Source organism: Rhizobium sp. 05L429 (genome assembly GCF_056397645.1).
In genome coordinates this window covers 123,269-148,362 of the sequence record NZ_JBFTNV010000006.1, presented here as the reverse complement: position 1 = coordinate 148,362, position 25,094 = coordinate 123,269, and the positions used below count along the sequence as shown (strand labels likewise).

The following is a 25,094-nucleotide window of genomic DNA, read 5'->3' as shown; positions in this document are numbered from 1 at the left end:
ATGGCTGGACCTCGCCAGTGGATGACGTCCCATACCCTCGCCGCCGAGATTTGTCACCGGCGGTCCATGCCTAGCCGTTTCCGGCCAGCAACCGCACAGCCGCCGCCCTCGCCTCTTCCGTCACTGAAGCGCCGGCGAGCATGCGGGCGATTTCTTCGGTGCGGTCCTTCTGGGCCATGGTGGCAACGCGCGTGGCGATCTTGTCGGAGCCCTCGCCGGACGGTCCTTTGGAGATGAGCAGATGCGTGGCAGCACGAGCCGCCACTTGCGGTGCATGGGTGACGGACAGAACCTGCACGCGCTCGGAAAGCCGTTTCAGCCGCTGGCCGATCGCGTCAGCCACCGCCCCGCCGACACCGGTGTCGATTTCATCGAAGACGAGCGTCGGCGCGGAGCCCCGATCGGCGAGCGCCACCTTGAGCGCCAGCAGGAAGCGCGAAAGTTCGCCGCCCGAGGCAACCTTCATGATCGAGCCCGGCCGCGTGCCCGGATTGGTCTGGACGTGGAATTCGACGATATCGATGCCTTCGGCCGTCGCCTCCTCCGCATCGGTGGTGATCTCCACCATGAAGCGGGCGCGCTCGAGCTTCAGCGCCGGCAGTTCGGCCATGACGGCCTGCGCCAGCGCATCGCCGGCATGGTGACGCTTCTCGGAAAGCGATCGGGCGGCCGCATCGAAATTCGTCTTGGCGACGCCCACCTCGGCCTGGAGTTTGGCAAGCCGCTCCTMGCCGGCATCGAGATCGGCAAGATCGCTGATCATGCGCACGGCAAGTGCCGGAAGCTCGGTGACGGGAACGGAATATTTGCGGGAGGCGGCGCGCAGCGCAAACAGCCGCTCCTCGACGCGCTCCAGCTCCTTCGGGTCATATTCGGTCTTGCGCAATGCCGCCTCGACTTCCATCTGCGCATTCGACAGCTGGTCCAGCGCCGCATCCAGCAGCGCCACAGTGTCTTCGAGCAGTCCGGGCGCCTCATGGCTCTTGCGCTCCAGACGGCGCACCAGCGAGGCTATATGCGGCACGGGAGAGGCATTGCCGTTGAGGAACTCGGAAGCCTCGGCAATGTCACCGGCAATGCGCTCCGCCTTCATCATCTTCTGGCGGCGATCGGCGAGCTCATCCTCTTCGCCGTCACGCGGCGAGAGCTTTTCGAGCTCCTCGACGGAGGAGCGCAGATAATCCGCCTCGCGGGCCGCAGCCTCGACCTTCTCGCGATGTTTCTTCAGCGTGCGCTCGCTGTCGAGCCACTGGCGGTAAAGGCCGCCGACACCCTGCGCATCCTCGCTGATACCCGCAAAGGCGTCGAGCAGCGTTCTGTGGGCATTTGTATCGACCAGCGCGCGGTCATCATGCTGGCCGTGGATCTCGACCAGCATCTGGCCGGCCTGCCGCATCAGCTGCACGCCGACCGGCTGGTCGTTCACATAGGCCTTGGTGCGGCCATCGGAGGATTGCTGGCGGCGAAAGATCAGGTCGCCTTCGTCATCGATTCCGTTTTCGCGCAAAAGCTTGCGGGCACCATGATCCATGCCGACATCGAAGACGGCCGTTACCTGGCCCTTGTCCTCGCCATGGCGAACGAGACCGCCATCGCCGCGCCCGCCAAGGGCCAGCGAAAGACTGTCGAGCAATATGGATTTGCCGGCACCCGTCTCACCCGTCAGCACGGAGAGGCCGGTCTCGAAGGCAAGATCCAGCCGCTCGATCAAAACGATATCGCGGATCGAAAGCTGGATCAGCATTGGCCTCAGGAACCGAGAAGGAGTTTCTTGCCCGCTGCAGCGATCCACGAACCCTTGTTTTCACGCGGTTCCGCGCCACCCGACTGCAGCAGCTTGTAAGAATCAGCATACCACTGGCTGTCGGGATAATTGTGACCGAGAACGGCAGCGGCAGTCTGCGCCTCCTCGACGACACCCATCGCATAATAGGCTTCGACGAGACGGGCGAGCGCCTCCTCGACCTGATTCGTATTCGGATATTTCTCGACGACGATGCGAAAACGCGAGATCGCCGCGAGATATTCCTTGCGCTCCATATAATAGCGGCCGACCTRCATTTCCTTGCCGGCGAGCTGGTCGCGCGCAAAGCGCATCTTGGCCTGCGCGTCATCGACATATTCGGAGTCGGGATAATTGTCGACGACGGCCTGCATCGCCTCGATGGTCTTCTGCGCGGCGCGCTGGTCCTGCGTCACGTCGACGATCTGCTTGGAATAGGTGAGACCCACGAGATACTGCACATAGGGCGCATCCTTGGACTTCGGATACTGCGCCATATAGCGGTTGCCCGATGCGAGCGCGTCGTCGAAGCGACCCTGGCGGTACTTGACGAAGGTGCTCATGACGAGCGCCTTGCGCGCCCATTCCGAGAAGGGATTCTGCTGGTCGATCGCATCGAACTTGCGTGCCGCCTCGGCCATGTTGCCGGCCTTCATGTTGGCAAGGCCTTGCGTGTATAGCACATCCGGCGGATCGGTTTCGAGGCCGAGCTTGGTGATGTCGATGTCAGGGTCCGACTGGCAGCCGGAAATCAAGGCGCCTGCGCTCAGCACCATCACGGATGCGAGCAAAGCGCGCACTGTCTTCATCATCATGTCAGACCTTGCATAAGCCATTCGAAAGAATCCCACCGCCGCCGTCCACTCCACAGCAGCCACGCCTAGCTGGCGTTTCTAGCCACAAATGTACATCGAGAGCAACGCAATGATCACGCATTAACGCATTTTTGTGGCAGCGCCGCCGAGAATGTCGGGCTTTTCACCGGCATTCGAGCTGGCAGTGGCTAAATATATGCCGCAAAACATCTATCCGCGCGCCATCTGCCCCTTCCCCATAAAAAAACCGCCCCCGTTAGGAGGCGGCCCTGGCCTTAATTGGTATCTGGAGGTCATGCCGACCAGGGGGCGAATTCCGGAGCGCTGACTGCAATGAATTCACGAACGGCAACGCGCTGGCGCGGCGTCGAGGTCTCGACCACTTCATAGGCCGAGGGATCGCTGAGCAGTGCCTTGAGGGCGTTGGCGTTCATCTTGTGCCCGCCGCGATAGGAACGGTAGCAGCCGATGAACTGTGCGCCGGCAAGCGCCAGATCGCCAACGGCATCGAGCGTCTTGTGACGCACGAACTCGTCCTTGGCGTAGCGCAGGCCTTCGACATTGATGACGGTGTTGTCATCGGAGATGACAACGGAGTTTTCGAGCGAGGAGCCGAGAGCATGGCCCGAAGCCCAGAGACGCTCGACATCGCGCATGAAGCCGAAGGTGCGCGCGCGCGACAGCTCAGTCTTGAAGACGGTTGCGGTGAGATCGCCTTCCCACTTCTGACGGCCGATCAGCGGGCATTCGAAATCGATCTCGACTTCGAAGCGCGTGCCGTCATAGGGGCGGAACTCGCTCCAGGAACCGCCATGCTCGATACGAACTGGCTTGGTGATGCGGATGTAACGGCGCTTGACGCCGAGGGAAACGAGGCCGACCTGCTCGATGGCTTCGACGAAGGGAACCGAGCTGCCATCCATGATCGGCATTTCGGTGCCGCTGACTTCGATCACGACATTGTCGAGGCCGAGAGCATAAACGGCGGCCATCACATGTTCGACCGTCGCGACGGAATGTGCAGCCGAGAAGCCGAGCACGGTGCAGAGATCGGTATTGCCAACCTGCGAGGAAACAGCCTTCAGTTCGGTAACGTCGCCATTGTCATGGATGCGCTGGAAAATAACGCCGGTGCCGGCTTCGGCCGGATTGAAGGTGATCGAAACGTCAGCACCCGAATGAACGCCGATGCCCGAAAGTGTCACCGGACGCGATACCGTCGTCTGAAAGCCCAGCAAGCCAATGCCCATAAAATTCTGCCTTTATTATTCCGTACCCGTTGATGCCAACCGGTCCGCTTATCTTCTATGCTGCCCGGCACCACTCGAGGCGGAGTCTTGGGGCAGTTCGCTTGCTTCATACTTACGTGGACGCGCGCTGCAATCCAAATCACTGTTTCTTTCGCTTTGTTACGAAATCACACAGACTAAAAACATTTAGAATTCAGGCATATAGAAATGCAAACGCCCGGGATTTCGGTCCCGGGCGTTTTCTGTGGAGAAGTGCTTTTCTCAGTTCGACTGACGGCGCAGGAAGGCCGGGATTTCCAGCTGGTCGTCTTCCTGCATCATGCGGGCCTGCGGAACCGCACGCCCCTGGTCGTCGAGGTTGCCGCGACGCGGTGCGTAGAGGCTTGCTTCCGGCGACAACGGGCGGCGCTGCTGCGATGAGGCAGCCGGCGCAGACGTCATTTCCGGCGCGACTTCCTCTTCGCGGCGGCCAAGCGAATTGGTGATTCGCTTAAGCAGACCCATCGGGCCACGCTCTTCCTGGACGTGCGAAGCAGCAGGCTGCGAGCGATGGTCGATCTCGGCCTGGACGACCGGCGGGAAGTCTTCGACCTTCGGCATGCGAACCTGTTCAGGAGCCTGACGGATCACCGGCTCGTGACGTTGCTGCATGACCGGCGTCGGAGCCGGCTGATGCATGACCGGAGCCTGCTGTACCGGAGCCTGGCGCATGACCGGGGCTGCTTCCGGTGCAGAAGCGAAGATCTTGCTCTGCGGACGGAAGGTTTCCTGCATCACCGGCTGCTGCTGGATCGGAGCAGCGGCACGCGGGGCCGGCATTTCCAGTTCGCGTTCCATTGCGATTTCAGCTTCGCGAATGGTCTGTGCAATCTGGTCGGCCTTCGGTGCCTGCATGATCGGAGCAGGCTGAACTGCGGCCGGTGCCGGAGCAACGGCCGCGGAGGGACGGATAATCGGCTTTGTTGCCGGCTGGAACGTGCGGTCGGTTCCTTCGCGCATCGCACGGTCGATGCCAGTAGCGACGACCGAGACGCGGATGATGCCTTCAAGCGATTCGTCGAAGGTTGCGCCGAGGATGATGTTGGCGTCCGGATCGACTTCCTCGCGGATGCGGGTCGCAGCTTCGTCGACTTCGAAGAGGGTGAGGTCGCGACCGCCGGTGATGGAGATCAGCAGGCCCTGTGCGCCCTTCATCGAGGTTTCGTCGAGCAGCGGGTTGGCGATCGCCGCTTCGGCGGCCTGCATGGCGCGGCCCGAACCGGAAGCCTCGCCCGTGCCCATCATTGCACGGCCCATTTCGCGCATGACCGAGCGGACGTCGGCGAAGTCGAGGTTGATGAGGCCTTCCTTCACCATCAGGTCGGTGATGCAGGCAACGCCCGAGTAGAGAACCTGGTCGGCCATGGCGAAGGCGTCGGCGAAGGTCGTCTTGTCGTTGGCGATCCGGAAGAGGTTCTGGTTCGGAATGACGATCAGCGTATCGACGGACTTMTGCAGTTCCTGGATGCCGGATTCGGCCAGACGCATGCGGCGTCCGCCTTCGAAGTGGAACGGCTTGGTGACCACGCCGACCGTCAGGATGCCCTTGTTGCGGGCGGCCTGTGCGACGACGGGAGCAGCGCCCGTACCCGTGCCGCCGCCCATGCCGGCGGTGACGAAGCACATATGCGTACCGTTCAGGTGATCGACGATCTCGTCGATGCATTCTTCGGCGGCCGCACGGCCGACTTCCGGCTGCGAACCGGCGCCAAGGCCTTCGGTAACGCTGGCGCCGAGCTGGATGATCCGTTCGGCCTTCGTCATGGTCAGTGCCTGGGCATCCGTGTTGGCAACGACGAAGTCGACGCCCTGGAGGCCTGCGGAAATCATGTTATTGACGGCATTGCCGCCGCCGCCGCCGACGCCGAACACGGTGATGCGCGGCTTCAGCTCGGTGATGTCAGGCTTTTGCAGCTTGATAGTCATGGTACCAGTTCCTTCTCTCTCTGGCCGCATCGCCACGCCGGCCAATTCACTCAATTTCAAAAGCTTTCCTTCAGCCACTGGCCCATGCGGGCGATGCGGCTGTTATTACCCCCAAGCGACATGAGCAGGCTGCTCTGTGACGCATGTGTCTCCATGTCCGCGACTTGCGGATAGATCATCAACCCGACAGCCGTCGAAAAGGCCGGGCCCTTGGCCGCCGTCGGAAGACCCGAGACGCCCATCGGACGACCGATCCGGACGTTGCGGGCCAGAATGCGCCGTGCCACTTCGGCAAGACCCGTCAGCTGGCTGGCGCCCCCCGTCAGAACGACACGCTTTCCGACGATCGGGCTGAAGCCCGAACGCTGGATCCGGTCGCGGATGAGTTCCATCGTCTCCTCGATGCGCGCCGAAACGATGCGCGAAACCAGAGCCCGCGGCACCTGGCTAGGCTGATCACGGTCATCCTCGCCGATCGGCGGAATGGAGATCAGTTCGCGCTCGTCGGAAGAATTGCTCAGCGCCGAAGCGTGGACCACCTTCAAACGTTCTGCATCCTCGATCCGAGTGGAAAGGCCGCGCGCAAGGTCGGTCGTCACATGATGACCGCCGAGGCCGACAGCATCGGTATGGACAAGCTTGCCTTCGGCAAAGACCGAAATCGTCGTCGTGCCGCCGCCCATGTCGATGGCCGCACAGCCAAGTTCGACTTCATCGTCGACGAGTGCGGCAAGACCAGATGCATAAGGTGTTGCAACGATTCCTTCCACCGAAAGATGCGCGCGATTGACGCTAAGTTCGAGATTTTTGAGTGCCGAGCGTTCCGCCGTCACCACATGCATGTCGACGCCGAGCGCATCGCCATACATTGCCAGCGGATCGCGGATCCCGCGTTCGCCGTCGAGCGAAAAGCCGGTCGCCAGCGAATGCAGGACGGCCCGGTCCTGGCGCAGCGACTGCTGGCAGGCGGCGGACAGCACTTTCTTCAGGTCGTTTAACTCGACTTCCTGGCCGCCGAGATCGATGGTCGCCGTGTAGATGTCGCTGCCGAGACGGCCGGCCGTCAGGTTGACGATCAGGCTTTCGACTGTGAGCCCCGCCATGCGTTCGGCCGCATCGACAGCGAGACGGATGACGCTTTCCAACGCATCGAGATCGGCGATCACGCCGGTCTTGATGCCGCGCGAGCGCTGATGGCCGATGCCGATGATCTCGATATTGTGCGTACGGCCAGGCAGGATCTGGCTTTCCTCGCGCGGCGTCAGCCGGCCGATCATGCAGACGACCTTGGTCGAGCCGATGTCGAGCACCGAAACGATATGCGACCGCTTCGACGAAAGCGGCTTCAGGCGCGGCAATCCAAAATGGGACGAACCGAACAAGCTCATATATTCTGCCCCGCCTTCTTCAAGTCCTTGGTGCGCGTCGTAACTGCTGCCTGTCGGCGGGCTGCCGCCTCAGGCGTCAGCTGGATCGTCGTGCGATCCGGCAGCCTGAGATCGACTGCAGCGATATCGCGCTCCAGAAGCTGCTGTTCCGTATCAAATTTCGAAAGCGTCGCGAGTGCCTGGTCGATATCATCTTCCGGCAGCTTGACGACGACGCCATTATCCATGTGCAGGTCCCAGCGACGGCCGGAAACCCAGACAAAGGCCTTCACACGGCCCTTGACGTCAGGCCACTTGGCGAACGCATCCTGGATGGACGCTGCAGCCGTTTCGGCATCGCGGCCAACGACGAGCGGCAGGGTCGAAAACTTGTTGTCGCGAAGCGGTGCAATCACGCTGCCGTTCTTCTCGATCAGCGAAAGTTCCTGGCCATGCTGCCAGATGGCGTAAGCGCTACGCTCCGAGAGCTTCACCTCGATCGTCTTCGGATAGACCTTGCGGACTTCGACATCTTCGACCCAGGGGAGGCGCGCGATCTTCTGGCGCGCAGCATCGACGTCGAGGGCCACCAGCGACGTCGCGCCATCAAGGCCGAGAAGCTGCAGGATCTCGATTTCGGAGGTCTGATTGTTGCCGGAAACCTTCACGTCCTCGATGGCAAAGCCGACAGCGCTGGTCGTTGCCTGCGCGACGGCCTCCGTATGACCGCCGAGCGACATGCCGTAGAGACCGGTTGCCGCCAGGAAGCCGAGCGCCGAAACCGTCCCCGTATGAACAGGGATATGGATGCGGCCGCTACCGAGGCTGACGAGGAAGCGCACGACGCGGCGCAGCGGACGCGGCAGCACGCGGCGCTCGTCGGCTTCCATAACGGGAAGCTCGGCATAACGGCTGGGGCGCCCTATCCTTTTGACCGTCAACGCAAACAAGACGCGTCCTCCACCATCCACCGGAGAAATGCACCAAAGGAATATCCGGCATGGCCGGCCATTTCGGGCACAAGGGAGGTTGGAGTCATGCCCGGCTGGGTATTGACCTCCAGCCAGATAAGCTCGCCGTCTTCGGAGAAACGATCGTCGTAACGAAAGTCGGACCGACTGACGCCGCGGCAACCGATTGCTTGATGCGCCCTTAACGCCAATGTTTGTATTTTTTGGTAAATTTTCGGTGAAATTTTAGCCGGCAAGACATGTTTTGATCCACCCGACGCATACTTGGAGTCGTAATCATAGAAATTGTGGCCCTGTGGTACCACCTCGATGACATCCATGGGTTGATCGCCCATCACACCGCAAGTCAGCTCGCGGCCGTGGATGTAGCGCTCGACGATGACTTCTTCGCCATAGCGCCACTCTGCCGAGCCGATGACCTGTGGCGGATGCGCCTGATCCTCGCCCACGATGACGACGCCGAAGCTGGAACCCTCGCGCACCGGCTTCACCACATAAGGCGCCTTCATCGGATGTTCCGACGGGAATGAGAAGCGATTCAGTACCTGCGATTCGGCAACCGGAACGCCGGCGGTGCCGGCCACACGCTTCGCCCGGCCCTTGTCCATGGCAAGCGCCGAGGCGAGCACGCCCGAATGCGTATAGGGGATCTGCAGATACTCGAGGATGCCCTGGATGGTCCCGTCTTCGCCGAAAGGCCCGTGCAAGGCATTGAAGGCAACATCGGGCTTCAGAGCAGCGAGCTTTTCGGAAATATCGCGCTCGACATCGATGCGCGTCACTTTGAAGCCTTCACCTTCGAGGGCGTCGGCACACGCCTTTCCCGAGGAAAGGCTGACAGGCCTCTCCGAGKAAAATCCGCCCATCAGGACAGCTACGTGCTCGCGACTCATCAACACCCCCAAAAATAACTTTCACTCTGTAGAACCGAGGCTTGCGCGGAGCTGGTCTGCGCGGTTCGTGGCCTTTGTCTGACTTGGGTGCATTAGAGCATCATTATGGTTAACGAATCGTTTACTTTCGTTAACTCCGCCTTTCAGCGCACTTCATTTTCTGCCCCTCGCGACCGCGCAAATATCGCAGCGAACAGGCCGCGAGGACGATGGGAAACGAAAAACCCGCGCGGAAAAACCACGCGGGTTCAATGGTATGTCCAGATATTTTGCAGTCAGTCCTTATCGCCGAAGATTTTCCAGACGAGGCCGCCGATCGCGCCTCCGACAAGTGGCGCGATCCAGAACAGCCAGAGCTGCTGCAGCGCCCAGCCGCCGACGAAAAGCGCCTGCCCGGTGGAACGCGCCGGGTTGACGGAGGTGTTCGTCACAGGAATCGCGACGAGATGAATCAGCGTCAGCCCCAGGCCTATCGCAAGCGGCGCAAAGCCGGCGGGCACCCTGCTGCTGGTCGATCCCAGGATGATGATCAGGAAGAACATGGTCAGCAGAACTTCGATCAGCAGCGCTGAAAGCAGCGAATAACCGCCCGGAGAATGTTCGCCATATCCATTGGCGGCAAACCCGCCGAGTTCGAAACCCGTCTTGCCGCTGGCGATGAGATAGAGCGCTGCAGCGGCGACAATGGCACCGATCACCTGTGCGACGATATAGGGAATGAGCCGCGCCGCGGGAAAACGTCCGGCAGCAACAAGGCCGAGAGAGACGGCGGGATTGAAATGGCCGCCGGAGATACCGCCCACAGCATAGGCCATGGTGACGACAGTCAAACCAAACGCCAGCGCCACGCCGGCAAACCCGATTCCAAGTTCGGGATAGGCGGCCGCGAACACGGCGCTGCCGCATCCGCCGAAGACCAACCAGAACGTGCCGAAAAACTCGGCGGCAAGACTTTTTTGCATATATGCCCCTTTATTCCCTCAACCAGGGAGTTTTTATAAATCAAATACAATTCGATTCCGGTCAAGAATCGGGGTTAGCCCGCGGCAAGCCTGATGCAAGGTTGAGAAAAGCGGCGAGCCTGGGAAGACGGATACCCGCATCGAGAGATGCCCTGTCACTTCAGCGGCTGTCGCTTGCGTCATATTCTTGCGTGTCCGGCATTTTCTCGACCTTAAAATTGCGTTAAGAGCGGCAGCCTCCCAAGCAAATCGATAAAAATACTGATTGGAATGAACATGACAGAAGCGATCTCCGTATCGCCGAGCCCTTCGAGCAGCACGCAAGTCAATTCCCCCGCACGCGTCCTGATCGCCAGCCTCATCGGCACGACCATTGAATTCTTCGACTTCTACGTCTACGCGACGGCAGCCGTCATCGTTTTCCCGCACCTCTTCTTCCCCTCGAGCGATCCGACCTCCGCGCTCCTGCAGTCGCTCGTGACCTTCTCGATCGCCTTCTTCGCCCGCCCCTTCGGTGCCGTGGTCTTCGGCCATTTCGGCGACAAGGTCGGCCGCAAGGCGACGCTGGTGGCCGCCCTCATGACCATGGGCCTGTCGACCGTCGTCATCGGCATCCTGCCTGGCTACGATGCGATCGGCATCGCCGCTCCGCTGCTGCTGGCGCTGTGCCGCTTCGGCCAGGGCCTCGGCCTCGGTGGCGAATGGGGCGGTGCCGTGCTGCTCGCGACGGAAAATGCTCCTCCCGGCAAGCGCAGCTGGTACGCCATGTTCCCGCAGCTCGGCGCGCCGATCGGCTTCATCCTTTCCTCCGGTTTCTTCCTGATCCTGGCTGAAACCATGAGCAACGAGGATTTCCTCGCCTATGGCTGGCGCATTCCCTTCATCGCCAGCCTCGCGCTGGTCGCCGTCGGCCTCTACGTCCGCCTGAAGATCGCCGAAACKCCGGAATTCCAGAAGGCCGTCGAAAAGCACGAGCGTGTCGCCGTTCCGGTCGCGACCGTCTTCCGCGGCCATCTGCGCAGCCTGATCCTCGGCACCTTCATCGCGGTCGCCACCTTCGTGCTCTTCTACCTGATGACGGTTTTCACGCTGTCATGGGGCACCACGAAACTCGGATACTCACGCGAGCAGTTCTTGGTGGTCCAGCTTGTCGGCGTGGTCTTCTTCGGCTTGACGATCCCGCTCTCCGGCTGGCTCTCCGACCGTTACTCGCGTCGCCTCATCCTGACCCTGACGACGATCGCCATCGCCATCTTCGGCTTCTTTTATGCAAGCCTGCTGACGTCAGGCCTGACCGGCGCCTTCCTGTGCTCCATCATCGGCCTTGGCCTGATGGGCTTCACCTATGGTCCGATCGGTGCTGCCCTGGCAGCCCCCTTCCCKACCATGGTGCGCTACACCGGTGCCTCGATGACCTTCAACCTCGGCGGCATCTTCGGGGCTTCGCTCGCCCCCTATATCGCCACCTGGCTCGCGACCAACTACAGCCTCAACTATGTCGGCTACTACCTCACCGCCTCGGCTGTGATCTCTCTGATCTGCATCCGGCTGTCCGGCCGCGAAGAAGTCTGAAGCACACACTTCCCAAACAAGGAGCCGCGATGCTTGCCGTCGCGGCTTTTTTTATTGCTGCGATCGGCAGTTCCGGTTAGCGAAGACCGTCACCGGCGCAAAAGGGAGAAGATCATGCGATGCCTCGTCACCGGCGCAGCCGGCTTCGTCGGCGCTCCTCTCGTCGAGCGGCTGCACAGGGAGCGGATTTGCGAAGTAACGGTTACGACACGATCCGCGACATCAGCCTTCCCGCCGGATATCAGGCATTTCCCTGTTGATATCACCGAGACGACCGACTGGAGGTCAGCACTCGAAGGCGTCGATGTCATCGTTCATCTCGCCGCCCGCGTTCACATCATGAACGATCGCTCGACCGATCCGCTGGCGGATTTCCGTYGGGCCAACACCGCCTCGACGCTCAATCTTGCCGAACAGGCAGCCCGCGTGGGCGTCAAGAGGTTCGTCTTCGTCAGCACCATCAAGGTCAACGGCGAAGAGAACGACCGGCCATTTCGGCACGACGACGCGCCGAAGCCGATCGATCCCTACGGCATCTCCAAGATGGAAAGTGAAATCGGCCTTCGGGAGATCGCAGCCCGCACCGGCATGGATGTTGTCATCATCCGCCCGCCCCTGGTCTACGGTCCCGGTGCGCGCGGCAACTTCGCGCTGCTTGTCGGGCTCGTGCGCAGGAACCTGCCGCTGCCTTTCGCCTCGCTGAAAAACCGCCGCACGCTGGTCGCGGTGCAAAACCTCATCGACCTGATCATTACCTGCATGCAGCATCCCGCCGCCGCAGGCGAAACCTTCCTTGCAGGAGATGGTGAGGATCTTTCAACGCCCGCGCTGATCGAGGGCATCGCCGCAGGCGTCGGCGTCAAACCGATGCTTCTGCCCTTCCCGCCGTCCCTCATGCATATGGCAGCGAGGATCACCAGAAAGGAAGCCGTCTATCAGCGCCTTTGCGGCTCGCTGCGGGTCGATATATCCCACGCCCGCGACGTACTGGGCTGGTCGCCCGTTGTCACGCCGCGCGAAGGCCTGAGGCTTGCGGTAAATAGAGCAATTCCAGCAAAACTGTGAAGCGGTTCTGCGTCCGGAACTGCGTAAAGCAGAGATAAGGCATTTCCGGAATTCGGAGAAAACGGAAATGCCTTAGCATTTACTCGGTGGTCACACCCTGAAAGGGGCGAACCTCACGGTCGGGCATGAAAAGGCCGAGACGCTTGATTTCCCATTCGAGCTTGATGCCTGCCATTTCGAAAACCTTTCGGCGCACTTCCTCGCCGAGATATTCGAGATCGTAGCCCGTCGCCTGCCCCATGTTGATCATGAAATTACAGTGAAGCGACGACATCTGCGCGCTGCCGATGACGAGACCGCGGCAATCCGCTTCATCGATCAGCTTCCAGGCCGAATGACCCTCGGGATTCTTGAAAGTCGAGCCGCCGGTCTTTTCGCGAATCGGCTGTACCGTCTCGCGGTGATTGCGCACGGCATCCATCTCCGCGCGGATCTTGGCGCGGTCGTCGGCATAGCCCTCGAAAAGCACCGAGGTGAAGATCAGATCGTCGGCGGCATCGGAGTGGCGATAGGAATAGCCCATCTCGGCATTCGACAGCACATGCTTGTTGCCCTTGMGGTCGATCGCTCGCACCTCAACGACACGGTCCTTGGTCTCGGCGCCATTGGCGCCGGCATTCATGCGGGCCGCGCCGCCGACACCGCCCGGAATGCCGTAGTAGAAGGCGAAACCGCCGATACCGTTATCCATCGCCATGGCGGCCACATGCTTGTCCGGGCAGATGGCCCCGGCGAGGATGCGGTTTTCACCGGCGAGTTCGACAAAGCCGAACCCCTTGGCCGACAGACGCAGCACGACGCCTGGAATGCCACCGTCGCGCACCAGGATGTTCGAGCCGACGCCAACGACGGTCAGCGGCACCTCGTCCGGCAGGATCTTCAGGAAGGCGATGAGGTCGTCTTCGTCATGCGGCTGGAACATCAACTCGGCAAGACCGCCGGCGCGAAACCAGGTGACGCGATCCATGGGGGCATCCGGCGTCAGTCGGCCGCGAATGTCCTTTACGCCTTCTCCGAGAGAGGCAAGAAGCTTTTCCCCATTAACCTGTTTCATGCCGACTTTCCTGAAAGGTCTTGCAACTGCTTCGGCAGCGCTGCTGCCCAATATGTAATGCTACCAGCACCCAACAGAACCACAAAGTCCCCGGGTTTTGCAATCTCTGCTACCATCTGCGGTAGAACTTCCGCTGATGGCAGGAAACGCGCATCGCGATGACCGCCGGATTTGATGCGCGAAATGAGCGATTCCGAATCCGCTCCCTCGATGGCATCCTCGCCCGCGGCATAAACAGGTGCGATGAAGATGCTGTCGGCATCGTTGAAGCAGGCTGCGAATTCCTCGAACAGGCTCGACAGACGCGTGTAGCGGTGCGGCTGATGCACCGCGATGATACGGCCCTTGCAGGACTCGCGGGCAGCACGCAACACCGCCTTGATCTCGACCGGGTGGTGACCGTAATCGTCGAAGATCTGCACGCCGTTCCATTCGCCGGTCAGCGTGAAGCGGCGCTTGACGCCGCCGAAGGAGGCGAGCCCCTTGGCGATATCCTCGCGGGACATACCGAGCCGGTTAGCGACGGCAACGGCCGCCGTGGCGTTCGAAATATTGTGACGGCCGGGCATCGGCAGGACGAGATCGTCGAGCCTGATAACCTCACCCGTGCGGCGGCGGCGAATTTCGACGTCGAAGATCGAACGCGTGCCGTCAATGCGCACATTCATGAAGCGCACATCGGCCTGCGGGTTTTCGCCGTATGTAATGACCTTGCGGTCCTCGATGCGGGCGACCAGCGATTGAACCTCGGGATGGTCGAGGCACATGACGCCAAAGCCGTAGAAGGGCACGTTCTCGACGAACTGCCGGAAGGCGGCGCGAACCGCATCGAAATTGCCGTAGTGATCCAGATGCTCAGGATCGATATTGGTGACGACTGCCACATCGGCCGGCAGCTTCAGGAAGGTGCCGTCGGATTCGTCCGCCTCGACCACCATCCACTCGCCCTCGCCCATGCGGGCATTCGTGCCGTAGGCATTGATGATGCCGCCATTGATGACGGTCGGGTCCAGCCCGCCGGCTTCGAGCAGCGTGGCGACGAGCGAGGTGGTCGTTGTCTTGCCGTGCGTGCCGCCGATGGCGATCGCATTGCGKAAGCGCATCAGCTCGGCCAGCATTTCGGCGCGGCGCACCACCGGCAGCAGCTTTTCCCGCGCGGCGATGAGCTCCGGATTGCTCTTCTTGATCGCGGTCGAAACGACGACGACCTCGGCATCGCCGAGGTTTTCCGCCTTGTGGCCGACGAAGACCTCGATGCCCTTGTCGCGCAGGCGCTGGACATTGGCGCTGTCGGACTGGTCCGATCCCTGCACCCTGTGGCCGAGATTATGCAGCACCTCTGCGATACCGCTCATGCCGATACCGCCAATGCCGATGAAATGGACGAGGCCGATCGCCTTCGGCAGCTTCATGCGCGTGCCCCCTTGAATTCTGCAACTGTCTGACCGGCGGCAATAGCCTCAACCATGTCGGCAAGCAAGTTCGCAGCATCAGGTTTTCCCGCAAGCTTGGCTGCGGCTGCCATGCCGGCAAGCTTTTCGGGGTCGTTCATCACATGCGTCAGGATGGAGGCAATACGCTCAGGCGAAAGCTCCGACTGGGCAATCACCTTGGCTCCGCCAGTCGCCTCAAGTGCCGCGGCATTGGCCGCCTGATCATGGTCGAGCGCATGCGGATAAGGCACCAGCACCGCCGGGCGGCCGATGACGGATATTTCCGACACCGTCGAGGCGCCGGAGCGGCAGATCACCAGATGTGCCTTGGCAAGACGCTCTGCCATGTCATTGAAAAACGGCGCGATATCGGCGCCCATCTGCAGCTGCACCACGCAGTCGCGCACCATCTCCATATCCTCGGAGCGAACCTGCTGCGTCACCCTGAGCCGTGCGCGCAGCCCATCGTCCAGCAGGCTGATCGCCGTCGGCATCGCCTTGGAAAAATATTGCGCGCCCTGGCTACCGCCGAAGACCACGAGATTGAAGTCCTCGCCGGGATGCGAGGGCACGTAAGGCTGCTCGGCCGCCGCAAGGATCGCCGGTCGCACGGGATTGCCGGTCGCAATGGTCTTGTCGGAAAAAGGTCCGCCGCTCTCGGGCAGGAAGCCACCGGCAATCGCCCGGACGCGCGGCGCCAGCGCCTTGTTGGCGCGGCCCATCACCGCATTCTGTTCGTGCAGCATCGAGGGTACGCCGAGGCGCGTGGCGGCAAGCAGCGGCGGCACGGTCGGATAACCGCCGAAGCCGACGACGATGACTGGCTTCAGTCGCTGGATCAGCCGCTTTGCGGCGCGCATTCCGGTCCAGAGCTTCCAGAGCGAACGGCCGACCGCGACCGGATTTTTGGACGCGATCGTCGCCGACGGCACGACATGGATTTCGTCGGCCGGAAACTTGCCGGCATAACGCTCGGCGCGGCTATCTGTAACCAGGTGCACGGAATAGCCRCGTTCCCTCAGCTTGAAGGCGAGCGCCTCCGCCGGAAAGACGTGGCCGCCGGTTCCGCCGGCGGCAAGAAGGACGATGCCCTTGCTCATAGTTCCCCTACTCCGCCGGCATGCCGTGCGGCACGCGGAAGAGGCTCCGGTCCTGCGCACGTTTTTCCGGGCGATGGCGCGTCAGCGCCAGAATGAAGCCGGCCGTCACGCAGATCGCCACCATCGACGAACCGCCGTAGGAAATAAGCGGCAGCGTCATGCCCTTGGCCGGCAGCAGTTCGAGATTGACGCCGATATTGATGATCGACTGGATGCCCATCTGCAGCACGAGGCCGGCGACGGCAAAACGGTTGAAGTCGTTGCGTTCGCGATAGGCATGCGACAACCCGCGCAGCACCAGAACGGTGAAGATGGCGACGAGCGCGATACAGAAGACGATGCCGAATTCCTCGGCTGCAACCGAGAAGATGAAGTCGGTATGGGCGTCTGGAATGATGCGTTTGACGATGCCTTCGCCCGGCCCTTGCCCGAACCAGTCACCGCGGATGATCGCCTCGCGGGCGGTATCGATCTGAAACGTGTCGCCCTCGCCGGTCAGGAACTTGTCTATTCGGCCCGCCACGTGCGGGAAGACGTAATAGGCGCTCACCAGACCACCCGCACCACCGGCACCGAGCACGATAATCCAGAGCCACGGCATGCCGGCCATGAAGAACATGCCGCCCCAGACGGCCGTCGTCAGGATGGTCTGGCCAAGGTCCGGCTGTGCGACGAGAAGGGCAGCGACAATGCCGAACAGGATGATGGCAAAGAGGTTGCCTGGAATTTCCGGCTGGCGCGCATGTTCGGCAAAGAGCCAGGCGCAGACCACGACGAAGGCCGGCTTCATGAATTCCGACGGCTGGATCGAAACACCCGCAAGCGTGACCCAGCGGCGGGAACCCTTGACCTCGATGCCGAAGAACAACGCCAGCAGCATCATGGCAAGTGCCACGATCAGCAGGATGATTGCGGTGCGCCGTACCTGGCGCGGCGTCAGGAAGGAAAGGCCGAGCATAACGCCGATCGACGGGATCATGAAGGCCGCGTGGCGCTTTACGAAGTGGAAGGGCTCCAGGCCGATACGCTCGGCGACCGCCGGCGAGGCAGCAAACGAGAGCATGAAGCCGATGCCCATCAGGAACAGGAACAAGGCCAGGAAAAAGCGGTCGATGGTCCAGAACCAATCGGCCAATGCTCCACGTTCCGCGCGGCTCACCATGTCATTTGCCTCCTGTTGCCGAATTGATCAGCATCGTCACGCCGTCAAGGGCAGCCACATGGCCGACAAAGGCATCGCCCCTGACTTCAAAATTCTTGTATTGGTCGAAGCTTGCGCAAGCCGGGGACAACATCACGGCCAGAGGGCCGGTCTCGTCCTTTTCGGCATCGACAGCAGCATGCGCCACGGCCCGATCCAGCGTACCGGAAATTTCGTAAGGCACCGCCTCGCCGAGCGTCGCGGCAAATTCCGCCGCCGCCTCGCCGATCAGATAGGCCCTGGCGATGCGCGGGAAATAGGGTGCAAGCGTCGTGATGCCACCCGCCTTCGGCAGTCCGCCGGCAATCCAGTATATGCGATCGTAGCTCGAAAGCGCCGGTGCTGCGGCATCCGCGTTCGTCGCCTTGGAATCGTTGACGAAGACGACATTGCCGCGCCGGCCGACCGGCTGCATGCGGTGTTTCAAGCCGGGGAAGGATGCAAGACCCGCACGAATTTCCTCGGCGGAGACGCCGACAGCAAGGCAGGCTGCGACCGCCGCAGCGGCATTCTGCGCATTGTGACTGCCGCGCAGTGTCTGGATACCATCGAGATCGACAAAGGGCAGCATCGCCCCGCTTGTCGCCTGGATGAGCTTCGTGCCTTCGGCATAGATGCCGTCGGCCAGCACGTTGCGGCGGGAAATCCTGGTCACCTTCACCCCTGCCCGCTCGATGCGGTCGGCGATCAGCACGGAAAAGCTGTCATCGACGCCGACAACAGCGACATCGCTGCCGGCGACCAGCCGTTCCTTGACGTCGGCATAATGCTGCATCGTGCCATGGCGATCGAGGTGATCGGGTGTCAGGTTGAGCAGTATCCCGGCCGACGGATTGAGCGTCGGCGCAAGATCGATCTGGTAGGACGAGCATTCGACGACGAAATAGCGCTCGCTCTTCGGCGGATCGAGCGTCAGCACCGCGGTGCCGATATTGCCGCCKAGCTGCGTGTCGCGGCCGCTCGATTTCAGGATATGGGCAATCAGCGCCGTCGTGGTGGATTTGCCGTTGGTTCCGGTGATCGCGATGAAGGGGCAATCGGGAGCATGGGCCCGGCGCTCGCGAACAAAGAGTTCGACATCACCGACGATATCGACGCCGGCCGCACGCGCCAGATCCACCGTCCAGTGAGGCTTCGGATGCGTCAGCGGCACACCGGGCGAAAGCACGAAGAGCGCCTGCGCGCTCCAGTCGATTGTATGCAGGTCGGCGGTAGTGATGCCTTCGGACGCAGCCTTGGCGACGCTGTCAGGATTGTCGTCCCAGGCCGTGATCTCCGCACCGCCGGCGACAAGCGCTTTGGCGGTGGCCACACCAGAGCCGCCGAGACCGAAGAGGGCAACCTTCTTTCCTGCGAGCGTCGTGACCGGGATCATGACCGCCTCACCGCAGCTTCAGGGTGGAAAGGCCGAGCATGGCAAGGCCGACGGCAACGATCCAGAAGCGGATCACGACCTGGCTTTCTGTCCAGCCCTTCTTTTCGAAGTGATGGTGGATCGGCGCCATGAGGAAGACGCGCCGGCCTGTCATCTTGAAGAAGCCAACCTGAATGATGACCGACAGCGTCTCGATGACGAAGAGACCACCGACGATCGCCATGACGATTTCATGCTTGGTGGCAACGGCAACGGTGCCGATCGTGCCGCCGAGTGCCAGCGACCCGGTATCGCCCATGAAGATTGCAGCCGGCGGCGCGTTGAACCAGAGGAAACCGAGGCCCGCCCCGATGACGGCGCCGAGCACCACGGCAAGCTCGCCGGTACCCAGCACGAAATTGATCTGCAGATAGTTTGCAAACACGGCATTACCGGCAAGATAGGCGATGATGCCGAAGGCGGCAGCGGCAATCATGACCGGCACGATGGCAAGGCCGTCGAGACCGTCGGTGAGGTTTACCGCATTGCCGGCGCCGACGATGACGAAACCGCCGAAGACGACGAACAGGATGCCGATATTGATCAGGAAGTCCTTGAAGAAGGGGAATGCGATCGAGGAACCGAAGGTCGAGCCGGCAGGACCCGAGGCAAGCGCCGTGCGCATCATGAAATAGACGGCGATGCCGGCGATGATGAACTCGATGCCAAGGCGCGCCTTGCCCGAGAAGCCCTTGTGGCTCTGCTTGGTGACCTTGAGATAATCGTCATAGAAGCCGATGGCGCCGAAGCCCAGCGTCACCAGTAGCGTCGCCACGACATAGACGTTGGAAAGATCGGCCCAAAGCAACGATGCGCCGACGATGCCCGCGAGGATCATCAGGCCGCCCATGGTCGGTGTACCGGCCTTCTTGAAATGCGTCTGCGGTCCATCGGCACGGATCGGCTGGCCCTTGCCCTGCCGGATGCGCAGCGAATTGATGATGGCAGGCCCGAAGAGGAAGACGATAAGAGCGGAGGTGAAAAGAGCAGCACCCGCCCGGAAGGTAATGTATCTGAACAGATTCAGAAATTTGAAATATTCCGACAGTTCGACTAGCCAAATCAGCATTCAGGGCCCCTTTTACCCGATCATAGTTCGCGTTGCGTGTCTGAAACTGGCGGGTACTTGTCAAGGAGCGCGGCGACAATCTTGCCAAAACCGATCCCCAGAGAAGACTTCACCATCAACACGTCGCCAGGTGCGACCGAGTTCAATACGAATTCCAACAATTCTTCCGTCGTCTCGCGATGCTCGACTGTGACGCTGTCGGGAAGCGATTCCTTCAGCGCCACCATCTCGGGCCCCGCGAGCCAGACATGTTCGAGACCGGCCGCCAGCAGCGAACCGGCAAGGTCCGCATGGACCTGCTCGGCAAATTCGCCCATCTCCAGCATGTCGCCGAGCACGGCGATGCGGCGTCCGCGTCCGGTCGGCTCGGCCGCCGCCAGCAGCGCGATCGCCGCGCGCATGGAGGCCGGATTGGCGTTATAGCTTTCATCGATCAGCGTGAAGCTGCCATTGCCGATCGGCAGCTTGTGACGCTTGCCCCTGCCCTTTTCCGGCTTCAGGGTCGCAAGTGCCTCAATCGCCTTGTCGAGATTGGCCCCGACGATCGTCACCACGCCGAGTGCGGCCAGTGCATTTTCGGCAATGTGGCGGCCCGGCGCACCGATAGCCACTTCCTTGGTGTCGCCTCCAACAGTCATCCAGAGCGTGGAGCTTTCATCCGAGCCGTTGAATTCGGCAAGACGGAATTCCGCCTTGGCATGTTGGCCGAAGGAATGGATCCGCGTAATACCGAGCGCCTGGGCGGCCTGCTCCAGGAAATTGAACTGCTCATTGTCGCGGTTGAGAACGACATCCCCACCCGGCTCCAGACCTTCGAAGATCTCCGCTTTGGCGGCAGCGATTTCCTGGAGGTTCTGGAAATTGCCGAGATGGGCCGGTGCGATCGTCGTGATGACGGCAACATGCGGGCGGATCATCTTCACCAGCGGCCGGATTTCGTCGGGATGGTTCATGCCGACTTCGAAGACGCCGAAATAGGTATCGATTGGCATGCGCGCCAAAGTCAGCGGCACGCCCCAGTGATTGTTGAAGGATGCAACTGACGCATGCACCTTGCCCGAGGGCGACAGCACATGGCGCAACATCTCCTTGGTCGTCGTCTTGCCGACCGAACCGGTAACGGCGATGATCTTCGCCCGCGAACGCTCACGCGAAGCAAGTCCCAGACGGGCGAGCGCGGCAAGCACATCCTCGACCACGATCATCGGCACTGTCAGCCGTCCCATGGCCGGCAGGCGCGCCTCGCTGACGACCAGCAGCGACGCGCCGTTTGCCATCGCCATCGAAGCATAATCGTGACCATCCACGCGGTCGCCCTTGATCGCGAAGAAGGCTTCACCGGCGGCGATCGAGCGGCTGTCGATGGAAATGCCGGTAATGCCCTGTGGCAGCGAGCCGAACGGACGGCCCGCCATCGCAGCGATCATGTCTTCGGTGGTCCAGAGCCAGTTCATGGTACCCGCTCCTCCAAAGCCTTGCGCACTTCGGCATGATCGGAAAACGGCAGCGTGACGCTACCGACCGTCTGCCCTTCTTCATGTCCCTTGCCGGCAACGATCAGCGTATCGCCGGATTTCAGCTGCAGAACCGCCTCGCGGATCGCCTGGGCGCGGTCGCCGATCTCCGAGGCGCACTTGGCAGCCGCCATGATCTCGGCACGGATCGCGGAAGGCTCCTCCGAGCGCGGATTGTCATCGGTGACGATAACGACATCGGCCAGCCGGCAGGCGATCTCGCCCATGATCGGCCGTTTACCGCGGTCACKATCGCCGCCGCAGCCGAACACGACGATGACACGGCCAGTCGTGAACGGACGCACCGAGTTTAACACATTTTCCAGCGCATCCGGCTTATGGGCATAATCGACATAGGCAAGCGCGCCATCCTTTGTATGGCCGACCAGCTCCAGGCGGCCGGATGCGCCCTGCAGCTTTTCGAGCGCGGCCATCGCAACCTTCACCGGAACGCCTGTCGACGTGGCGAGCGCTGCGGCAACCAGCGCATTGGCAATCTGGAAATCGCCGGCAAGCGGAATATCGACCTCGAAGATCTCACCTTCCGCATGGATTTCCGCGACCTGCTTGTGACGGAAATGTTCGACGCGCTTCAGCGTCAGATATGTGCCCTTGCGCCCGACCGTGCGCACATCATGGCCCGCAGCCGTCGCCGCCTCGATCGCCTGCTCCGACCATGGATCGTCGGCGAAGATGATGGCGGGAGAACCCTTCGGCAGCACCCGGTCGAATAGATGCATCTTGGCGGCCATATAATCTTCGACCGTCGGATGATAATCCATGTGGTCGCGGCCGAGATTGGTGAAGGCGGCGGCCGCGAGCTGCACGCCGTCGAGGCGATACTGATCGAGGCCGTGGCTGGAGGCCTCCATCGACGCATGCGTGACGCCTTCATCGGCGAGTTCGGCCAGCAGCTTGTGCAGCGATATGGTATCAGGGGTTGTTAGCGAACCATATTCATTGCGCGTCGGCGAAACGACACCGGTCGTGCCGATCATCGCGGCCGCATGGCCGGCATGCGCCCAGATCTGCCTGACGAAGGAAGCAACCGAGGTCTTGCCGGCCGTACCCGTCACCGCAACCATCGTCGTCGGCTGGCGGCCATAGAAATGCGAAGCGGCAACTGAGAGGAAACGACGCGGTTCGGAAACGACCAGAACCGGGACGGAAGTCTCAACTGCATGCGATGCGATGACGACGGCAGTGCCCTTGGCAACAGCATCGGCGATGAAACCCGCGCCGTCGGCCTTGGTGCCGGCAACCGCCACGAAAGCCATGCCGGGCACGATCTTGCGGCTGTCGGAAGACAGGCCGGAAATCTCCAGCGCGCCGGCCGGCCCTTCGAGTTCAGCTTTGAGTTCCGGAAACGCATTTCCGGCAAGATCCCGCAATTTCATCGACTGCACTTTTCTGATTCAGGTCGACCGCCCCTTACGAATCGACACCGACATTGATTCACACTCAATAAGACACCAACAAGGCCGAGCCGTCTTCGCCGAATTCCGGTTCGACACCGAGGATGGGTGCCGCACGGCGCACGATGTTCTTGACCATGGGTGCTGCCGTATAGGCAGCGATGCGCTGATGCTGCTCGCCATCAAGCGGCTCGTCGCAGAAGGTCAGCACCACATAGCGCGGATTGTCGATCGGAAAAGCGGCAAGGAAAGCATTGAAATTCAAGTTGCTGGCATAGCGGCCGTTGACGACCTTGTCGGCCGTACCGGTCTTGCCGCCGACATTGAAGCCCGGCACGTCGGCGTTGCGGCCGGAGCCTTTTTTGCCGTTGAGCTTGAAGAGATAGCGAATATCGTCACTCGTGCTCTTCTTGACGACGACCTCGGCCGCTTCATCGGCCTGCTCGCGGCTGCGCGGCAGAAAAGTCGGCTCGATCAACTTGCCGCCATTGATGAGAGCGGCACCGGCAACCGCCGTCTGCAGCGGCGTCGTGGCGACACCATGGCCGAAGGAGATCGTGATAGAGTTGATCTTCTTCCAGACGCGCGGCTGGCTCGGCATCTTCACCTCGGGCAGTTCGGTCTGCATTCGGGTGAGCAAGCCGAGGCGCGTCAGATAGTCCTTCTGCAGGTCCATACCGACGATATCGATCATTTTCGCCGTACCGATATTCGAGGAATATTCGAAGATTTCCGGAACCGTCAGCCAGCGGCGCTGGCCGTGGAAGTCGTGAATGGTAAAACCACCGATGCGGATCGGGTTAGTGGCGTCGAAACTGTCCTTCAGAGAAACCTTGCCGCTGTCGATCGCCATAGCGGTCGTAAAGGTCTTGAAGGTCGAACCCATCTCGAACGTGCCGTTCGACATGCGGTTCAACCAGCCGTCCTTGGAGCCCTCCTGCGGGTTGTTCGGATCGAAATCCGGCGCAGACGCCATGGCAAGCACTTCGCCGGTATGGGCATCGAGCACGACGGCCCCGGCGCCCTTGGCCTTGTAGTTGACGACGGCATTGGCAACGACATCGCGCACGATCGCCTGCACCCGCACATCGATCGAAAGGCGCACCGGCTCCAGCGACTGGTTGCTCGTCATGCCGACCGAGGCAAGATCGGCAAGCCCCTGATCGTCTATGTATTTCTCCATGCCGGCAACGCCGCGGTTGTCGATATTGACGTAGCCGAGAATATGCGCGGCCGTCGCGCCGCCCGGATAGAAGCGGCGCTTTTCAGGGCGAAAGCCAACACCGGGAATGCCGAGCGCCAGGATCTGGCTCTGCTGCTTCGGCGTCAGCTGACGGCGCAGCCAGGCGAAATGCGAGGTGCGGCTGGAGAGCTTCTTATAAGTGTCCTTGACATCGAGATCCGAAAGCACCGTCTGCAGCTTCTCGACGGCTTCGTCGGTATCGACGATCTTGTTCGGCTCGGCAAACAGCGAAACGGTGCGGATATCTGTCGCCAGCACTTCGCCGTTGCGGTCGATAATATCGGGGCGCGACGCCATCAGCCGATCGGGCGGCAGGATGGACGAGACCGATTCCGGCTCTTTCATCGCATATTCGACCATACGGCCGCCGATGATGGCGTAGACGGCGGTGAAGCCGATGATGAGCAGGCCGACGCGGCTCTTGGCCTGCCCCGCCTTGCGCTTGCGCGAACCTTCGATCGCCATGCCAGAGGGGGCACCGAAACGGTTATAGACGCCGGCGGAAAAGTGCGCCTGGCTTTTCAGAACCATGATGCGGGAAAGAAAGGACATTACTCCACCGCTCCCGTTTCGATGTCATCCGGCTCTTCAGCTTCGCGCGGCGCCCGCATCGGGATCGGTTGGACCTTGGCTGCAGCAATCGACTTGGCGCCAGCCTTGACGGCCMCAACCTTGGCGTCCCCGGCCTTGGCTTCAGTAACATCAGGTTGAGGAACCTGCGATTTCAGCATCGGAAGCTCGCGCGCATGGGCAAGCGCGGTCGAATCCGTCGGCTGCAGCTGCAGCTCGCCATTATAGGTCGTGACCAGACGCTCAAGCCGGTTCGGCTGCGATTGCAGCGCCCAGTCGGCCTTCAGCAGATCGATCGTGTCCTTTTCCAGTTTGATCTCCGCTTCAAGGCGGTGAACCTCCTCGAGCTTCAGCTCGGCGCGGTGCTTGATCGTATAGGTGACGGCGGCTGCCGCCGTCATGATGCCGATGAGTACAAGATCGAACGTTCTCAGCATA

20 protein-coding genes are annotated in these 25,094 nt (G+C 61.4%); 2 read left to right on the top strand and 18 right to left on the bottom strand.

From position 1 onward, the window contains the following. Nucleotides 1-70 precede the first annotated feature (70 nt). The 8 genes from recN to aqpZ form a co-directional block, all read right to left on the bottom strand. Entirely contained in the window at nucleotides 71-1,744 is a 1,674-nt protein-coding gene (gene recN / locus AC1DNW_RS08335; protein WP_477852427.1) for a DNA repair protein RecN, read from the bottom strand. A 5-nt stretch (nucleotides 1,745-1,749) separates the two neighbouring features. Next, entirely contained in the window at nucleotides 1,750-2,619 is an 870-nt protein-coding gene (locus tag AC1DNW_RS08330) for an outer membrane protein assembly factor BamD (protein ID WP_477852425.1), read from the bottom strand. Between the two features lie 272 nt (nucleotides 2,620-2,891). After that, entirely contained in the window at nucleotides 2,892-3,848 is a 957-nt protein-coding gene (gene lpxC, locus AC1DNW_RS08325) for a UDP-3-O-acyl-N-acetylglucosamine deacetylase (protein ID WP_113300114.1), read from the bottom strand. A gap of 261 nt (nucleotides 3,849-4,109) precedes the next feature. Next, on the bottom strand, nucleotides 4,110-5,813 hold the full coding sequence (ftsZ, locus tag AC1DNW_RS08320; RefSeq protein WP_477852423.1) for a cell division protein FtsZ: 1,704 nt from the start codon (nucleotides 5,811-5,813) through the stop codon (nucleotides 4,110-4,112). Nucleotides 5,814-5,869: 56 nt separating this feature from the next. Next, nucleotides 5,870-7,201: a cell division protein FtsA gene (gene ftsA, locus AC1DNW_RS08315; protein ID WP_113300112.1), complete on the bottom strand. Its 1,332-nt coding sequence runs from the start codon at nucleotides 7,199-7,201 to the stop codon at nucleotides 5,870-5,872. Further along, nucleotides 7,198-8,130: a cell division protein FtsQ/DivIB gene (locus AC1DNW_RS08310; protein ID WP_113308069.1), complete on the bottom strand. Its 933-nt coding sequence runs from the start codon at nucleotides 8,128-8,130 to the stop codon at nucleotides 7,198-7,200. The genes ftsA and AC1DNW_RS08310 overlap by 4 nt, the downstream gene beginning before the upstream one ends. Beyond that, nucleotides 8,118-9,044: a D-alanine--D-alanine ligase gene (locus AC1DNW_RS08305; protein WP_477852487.1), complete on the bottom strand. Its 927-nt coding sequence runs from the start codon at nucleotides 9,042-9,044 to the stop codon at nucleotides 8,118-8,120. Before AC1DNW_RS08305 ends, AC1DNW_RS08310 begins: the two co-directional genes overlap by 13 nt. A gap of 275 nt (nucleotides 9,045-9,319) precedes the next feature. Next, nucleotides 9,320-10,006, bottom strand: coding sequence for an aquaporin Z (gene aqpZ, locus AC1DNW_RS08300; RefSeq protein WP_113308068.1), 687 nt, complete (start codon nucleotides 10,004-10,006; stop codon nucleotides 9,320-9,322). 276 nt (nucleotides 10,007-10,282) lie between these two features. On the opposite strand from aqpZ, the gene AC1DNW_RS08295 reads away from it, so the two are divergent. After that, nucleotides 10,283-11,578 (top strand): MFS transporter, encoded by a 1,296-nt coding sequence (locus AC1DNW_RS08295; RefSeq protein WP_113300108.1) that lies wholly within the window; start codon nucleotides 10,283-10,285, stop codon nucleotides 11,576-11,578. A 114-nt stretch (nucleotides 11,579-11,692) separates the two neighbouring features. After that, nucleotides 11,693-12,643, top strand: a complete 951-nt coding sequence (locus AC1DNW_RS08290; RefSeq protein ID WP_477852421.1) for a UDP-glucose 4-epimerase family protein — start codon at nucleotides 11,693-11,695, stop codon at nucleotides 12,641-12,643. Between the two features lie 79 nt (nucleotides 12,644-12,722). On the opposite strand, the gene murB is transcribed toward AC1DNW_RS08290, so the two are convergent. From murB to ftsL, 10 genes are all read right to left on the bottom strand, one after another. Further along, nucleotides 12,723-13,697 carry a UDP-N-acetylmuramate dehydrogenase gene (gene murB / locus AC1DNW_RS08285; RefSeq protein WP_477852420.1) on the bottom strand — a complete coding sequence of 325 codons (975 nt, stop codon included), beginning with the start codon at nucleotides 13,695-13,697 and terminating at the stop codon, nucleotides 12,723-12,725. After that, nucleotides 13,694-15,109, bottom strand: coding sequence for a UDP-N-acetylmuramate--L-alanine ligase (gene murC, locus AC1DNW_RS08280; protein ID WP_477852418.1), 1,416 nt, complete (start codon nucleotides 15,107-15,109; stop codon nucleotides 13,694-13,696). Before murC ends, murB begins: the two co-directional genes overlap by 4 nt. Continuing rightward, entirely contained in the window at nucleotides 15,106-16,230 is a 1,125-nt protein-coding gene (murG, locus tag AC1DNW_RS08275; protein WP_113300104.1) for an undecaprenyldiphospho-muramoylpentapeptide beta-N-acetylglucosaminyltransferase, read from the bottom strand. The genes murC and murG overlap by 4 nt, the downstream gene beginning before the upstream one ends. Nucleotides 16,231-16,237: 7 nt before the next feature. Further along, the gene (gene ftsW, locus AC1DNW_RS08270; RefSeq protein WP_113300103.1) at nucleotides 16,238-17,392 is read right to left on the bottom strand and encodes a putative lipid II flippase FtsW; all 1,155 of its coding nucleotides are present in this window, start codon (nucleotides 17,390-17,392) and stop codon (nucleotides 16,238-16,240) included. A gap of 1 nt (nucleotide 17,393) precedes the next feature. Beyond that, nucleotides 17,394-18,806, bottom strand: coding sequence for a UDP-N-acetylmuramoyl-L-alanine--D-glutamate ligase (murD, locus tag AC1DNW_RS08265; protein WP_113308066.1), 1,413 nt, complete (start codon nucleotides 18,804-18,806; stop codon nucleotides 17,394-17,396). Nucleotides 18,807-18,813: 7 nt separating this feature from the next. After that, the gene (gene mraY / locus AC1DNW_RS08260) at nucleotides 18,814-19,914 is read right to left on the bottom strand and encodes a phospho-N-acetylmuramoyl-pentapeptide-transferase (RefSeq protein WP_113300101.1); all 1,101 of its coding nucleotides are present in this window, start codon (nucleotides 19,912-19,914) and stop codon (nucleotides 18,814-18,816) included. 20 nt (nucleotides 19,915-19,934) lie between these two features. Next, a complete protein-coding gene (locus tag AC1DNW_RS08255; RefSeq protein WP_113300100.1) occupies nucleotides 19,935-21,368 on the bottom strand; it encodes a UDP-N-acetylmuramoylalanyl-D-glutamyl-2,6-diaminopimelate--D-alanyl-D-alanine ligase in 1,434 nt (477 codons plus the stop codon). After that, nucleotides 21,365-22,825, bottom strand: coding sequence for a UDP-N-acetylmuramoyl-L-alanyl-D-glutamate--2,6-diaminopimelate ligase (locus AC1DNW_RS08250; RefSeq protein WP_477852416.1), 1,461 nt, complete (start codon nucleotides 22,823-22,825; stop codon nucleotides 21,365-21,367). The genes AC1DNW_RS08255 and AC1DNW_RS08250 overlap by 4 nt, the downstream gene beginning before the upstream one ends. Nucleotides 22,826-22,889: 64 nt before the next feature. Next, nucleotides 22,890-24,638: a peptidoglycan D,D-transpeptidase FtsI family protein gene (locus AC1DNW_RS08245; RefSeq protein WP_113300098.1), complete on the bottom strand. Its 1,749-nt coding sequence runs from the start codon at nucleotides 24,636-24,638 to the stop codon at nucleotides 22,890-22,892. Continuing rightward, nucleotides 24,638-25,093, bottom strand: coding sequence for a cell division protein FtsL (ftsL, locus tag AC1DNW_RS08240; protein WP_477852415.1), 456 nt, complete (start codon nucleotides 25,091-25,093; stop codon nucleotides 24,638-24,640). The genes AC1DNW_RS08245 and ftsL overlap by 1 nt, the downstream gene beginning before the upstream one ends. Nucleotide 25,094 lies beyond the last annotated feature (1 nt).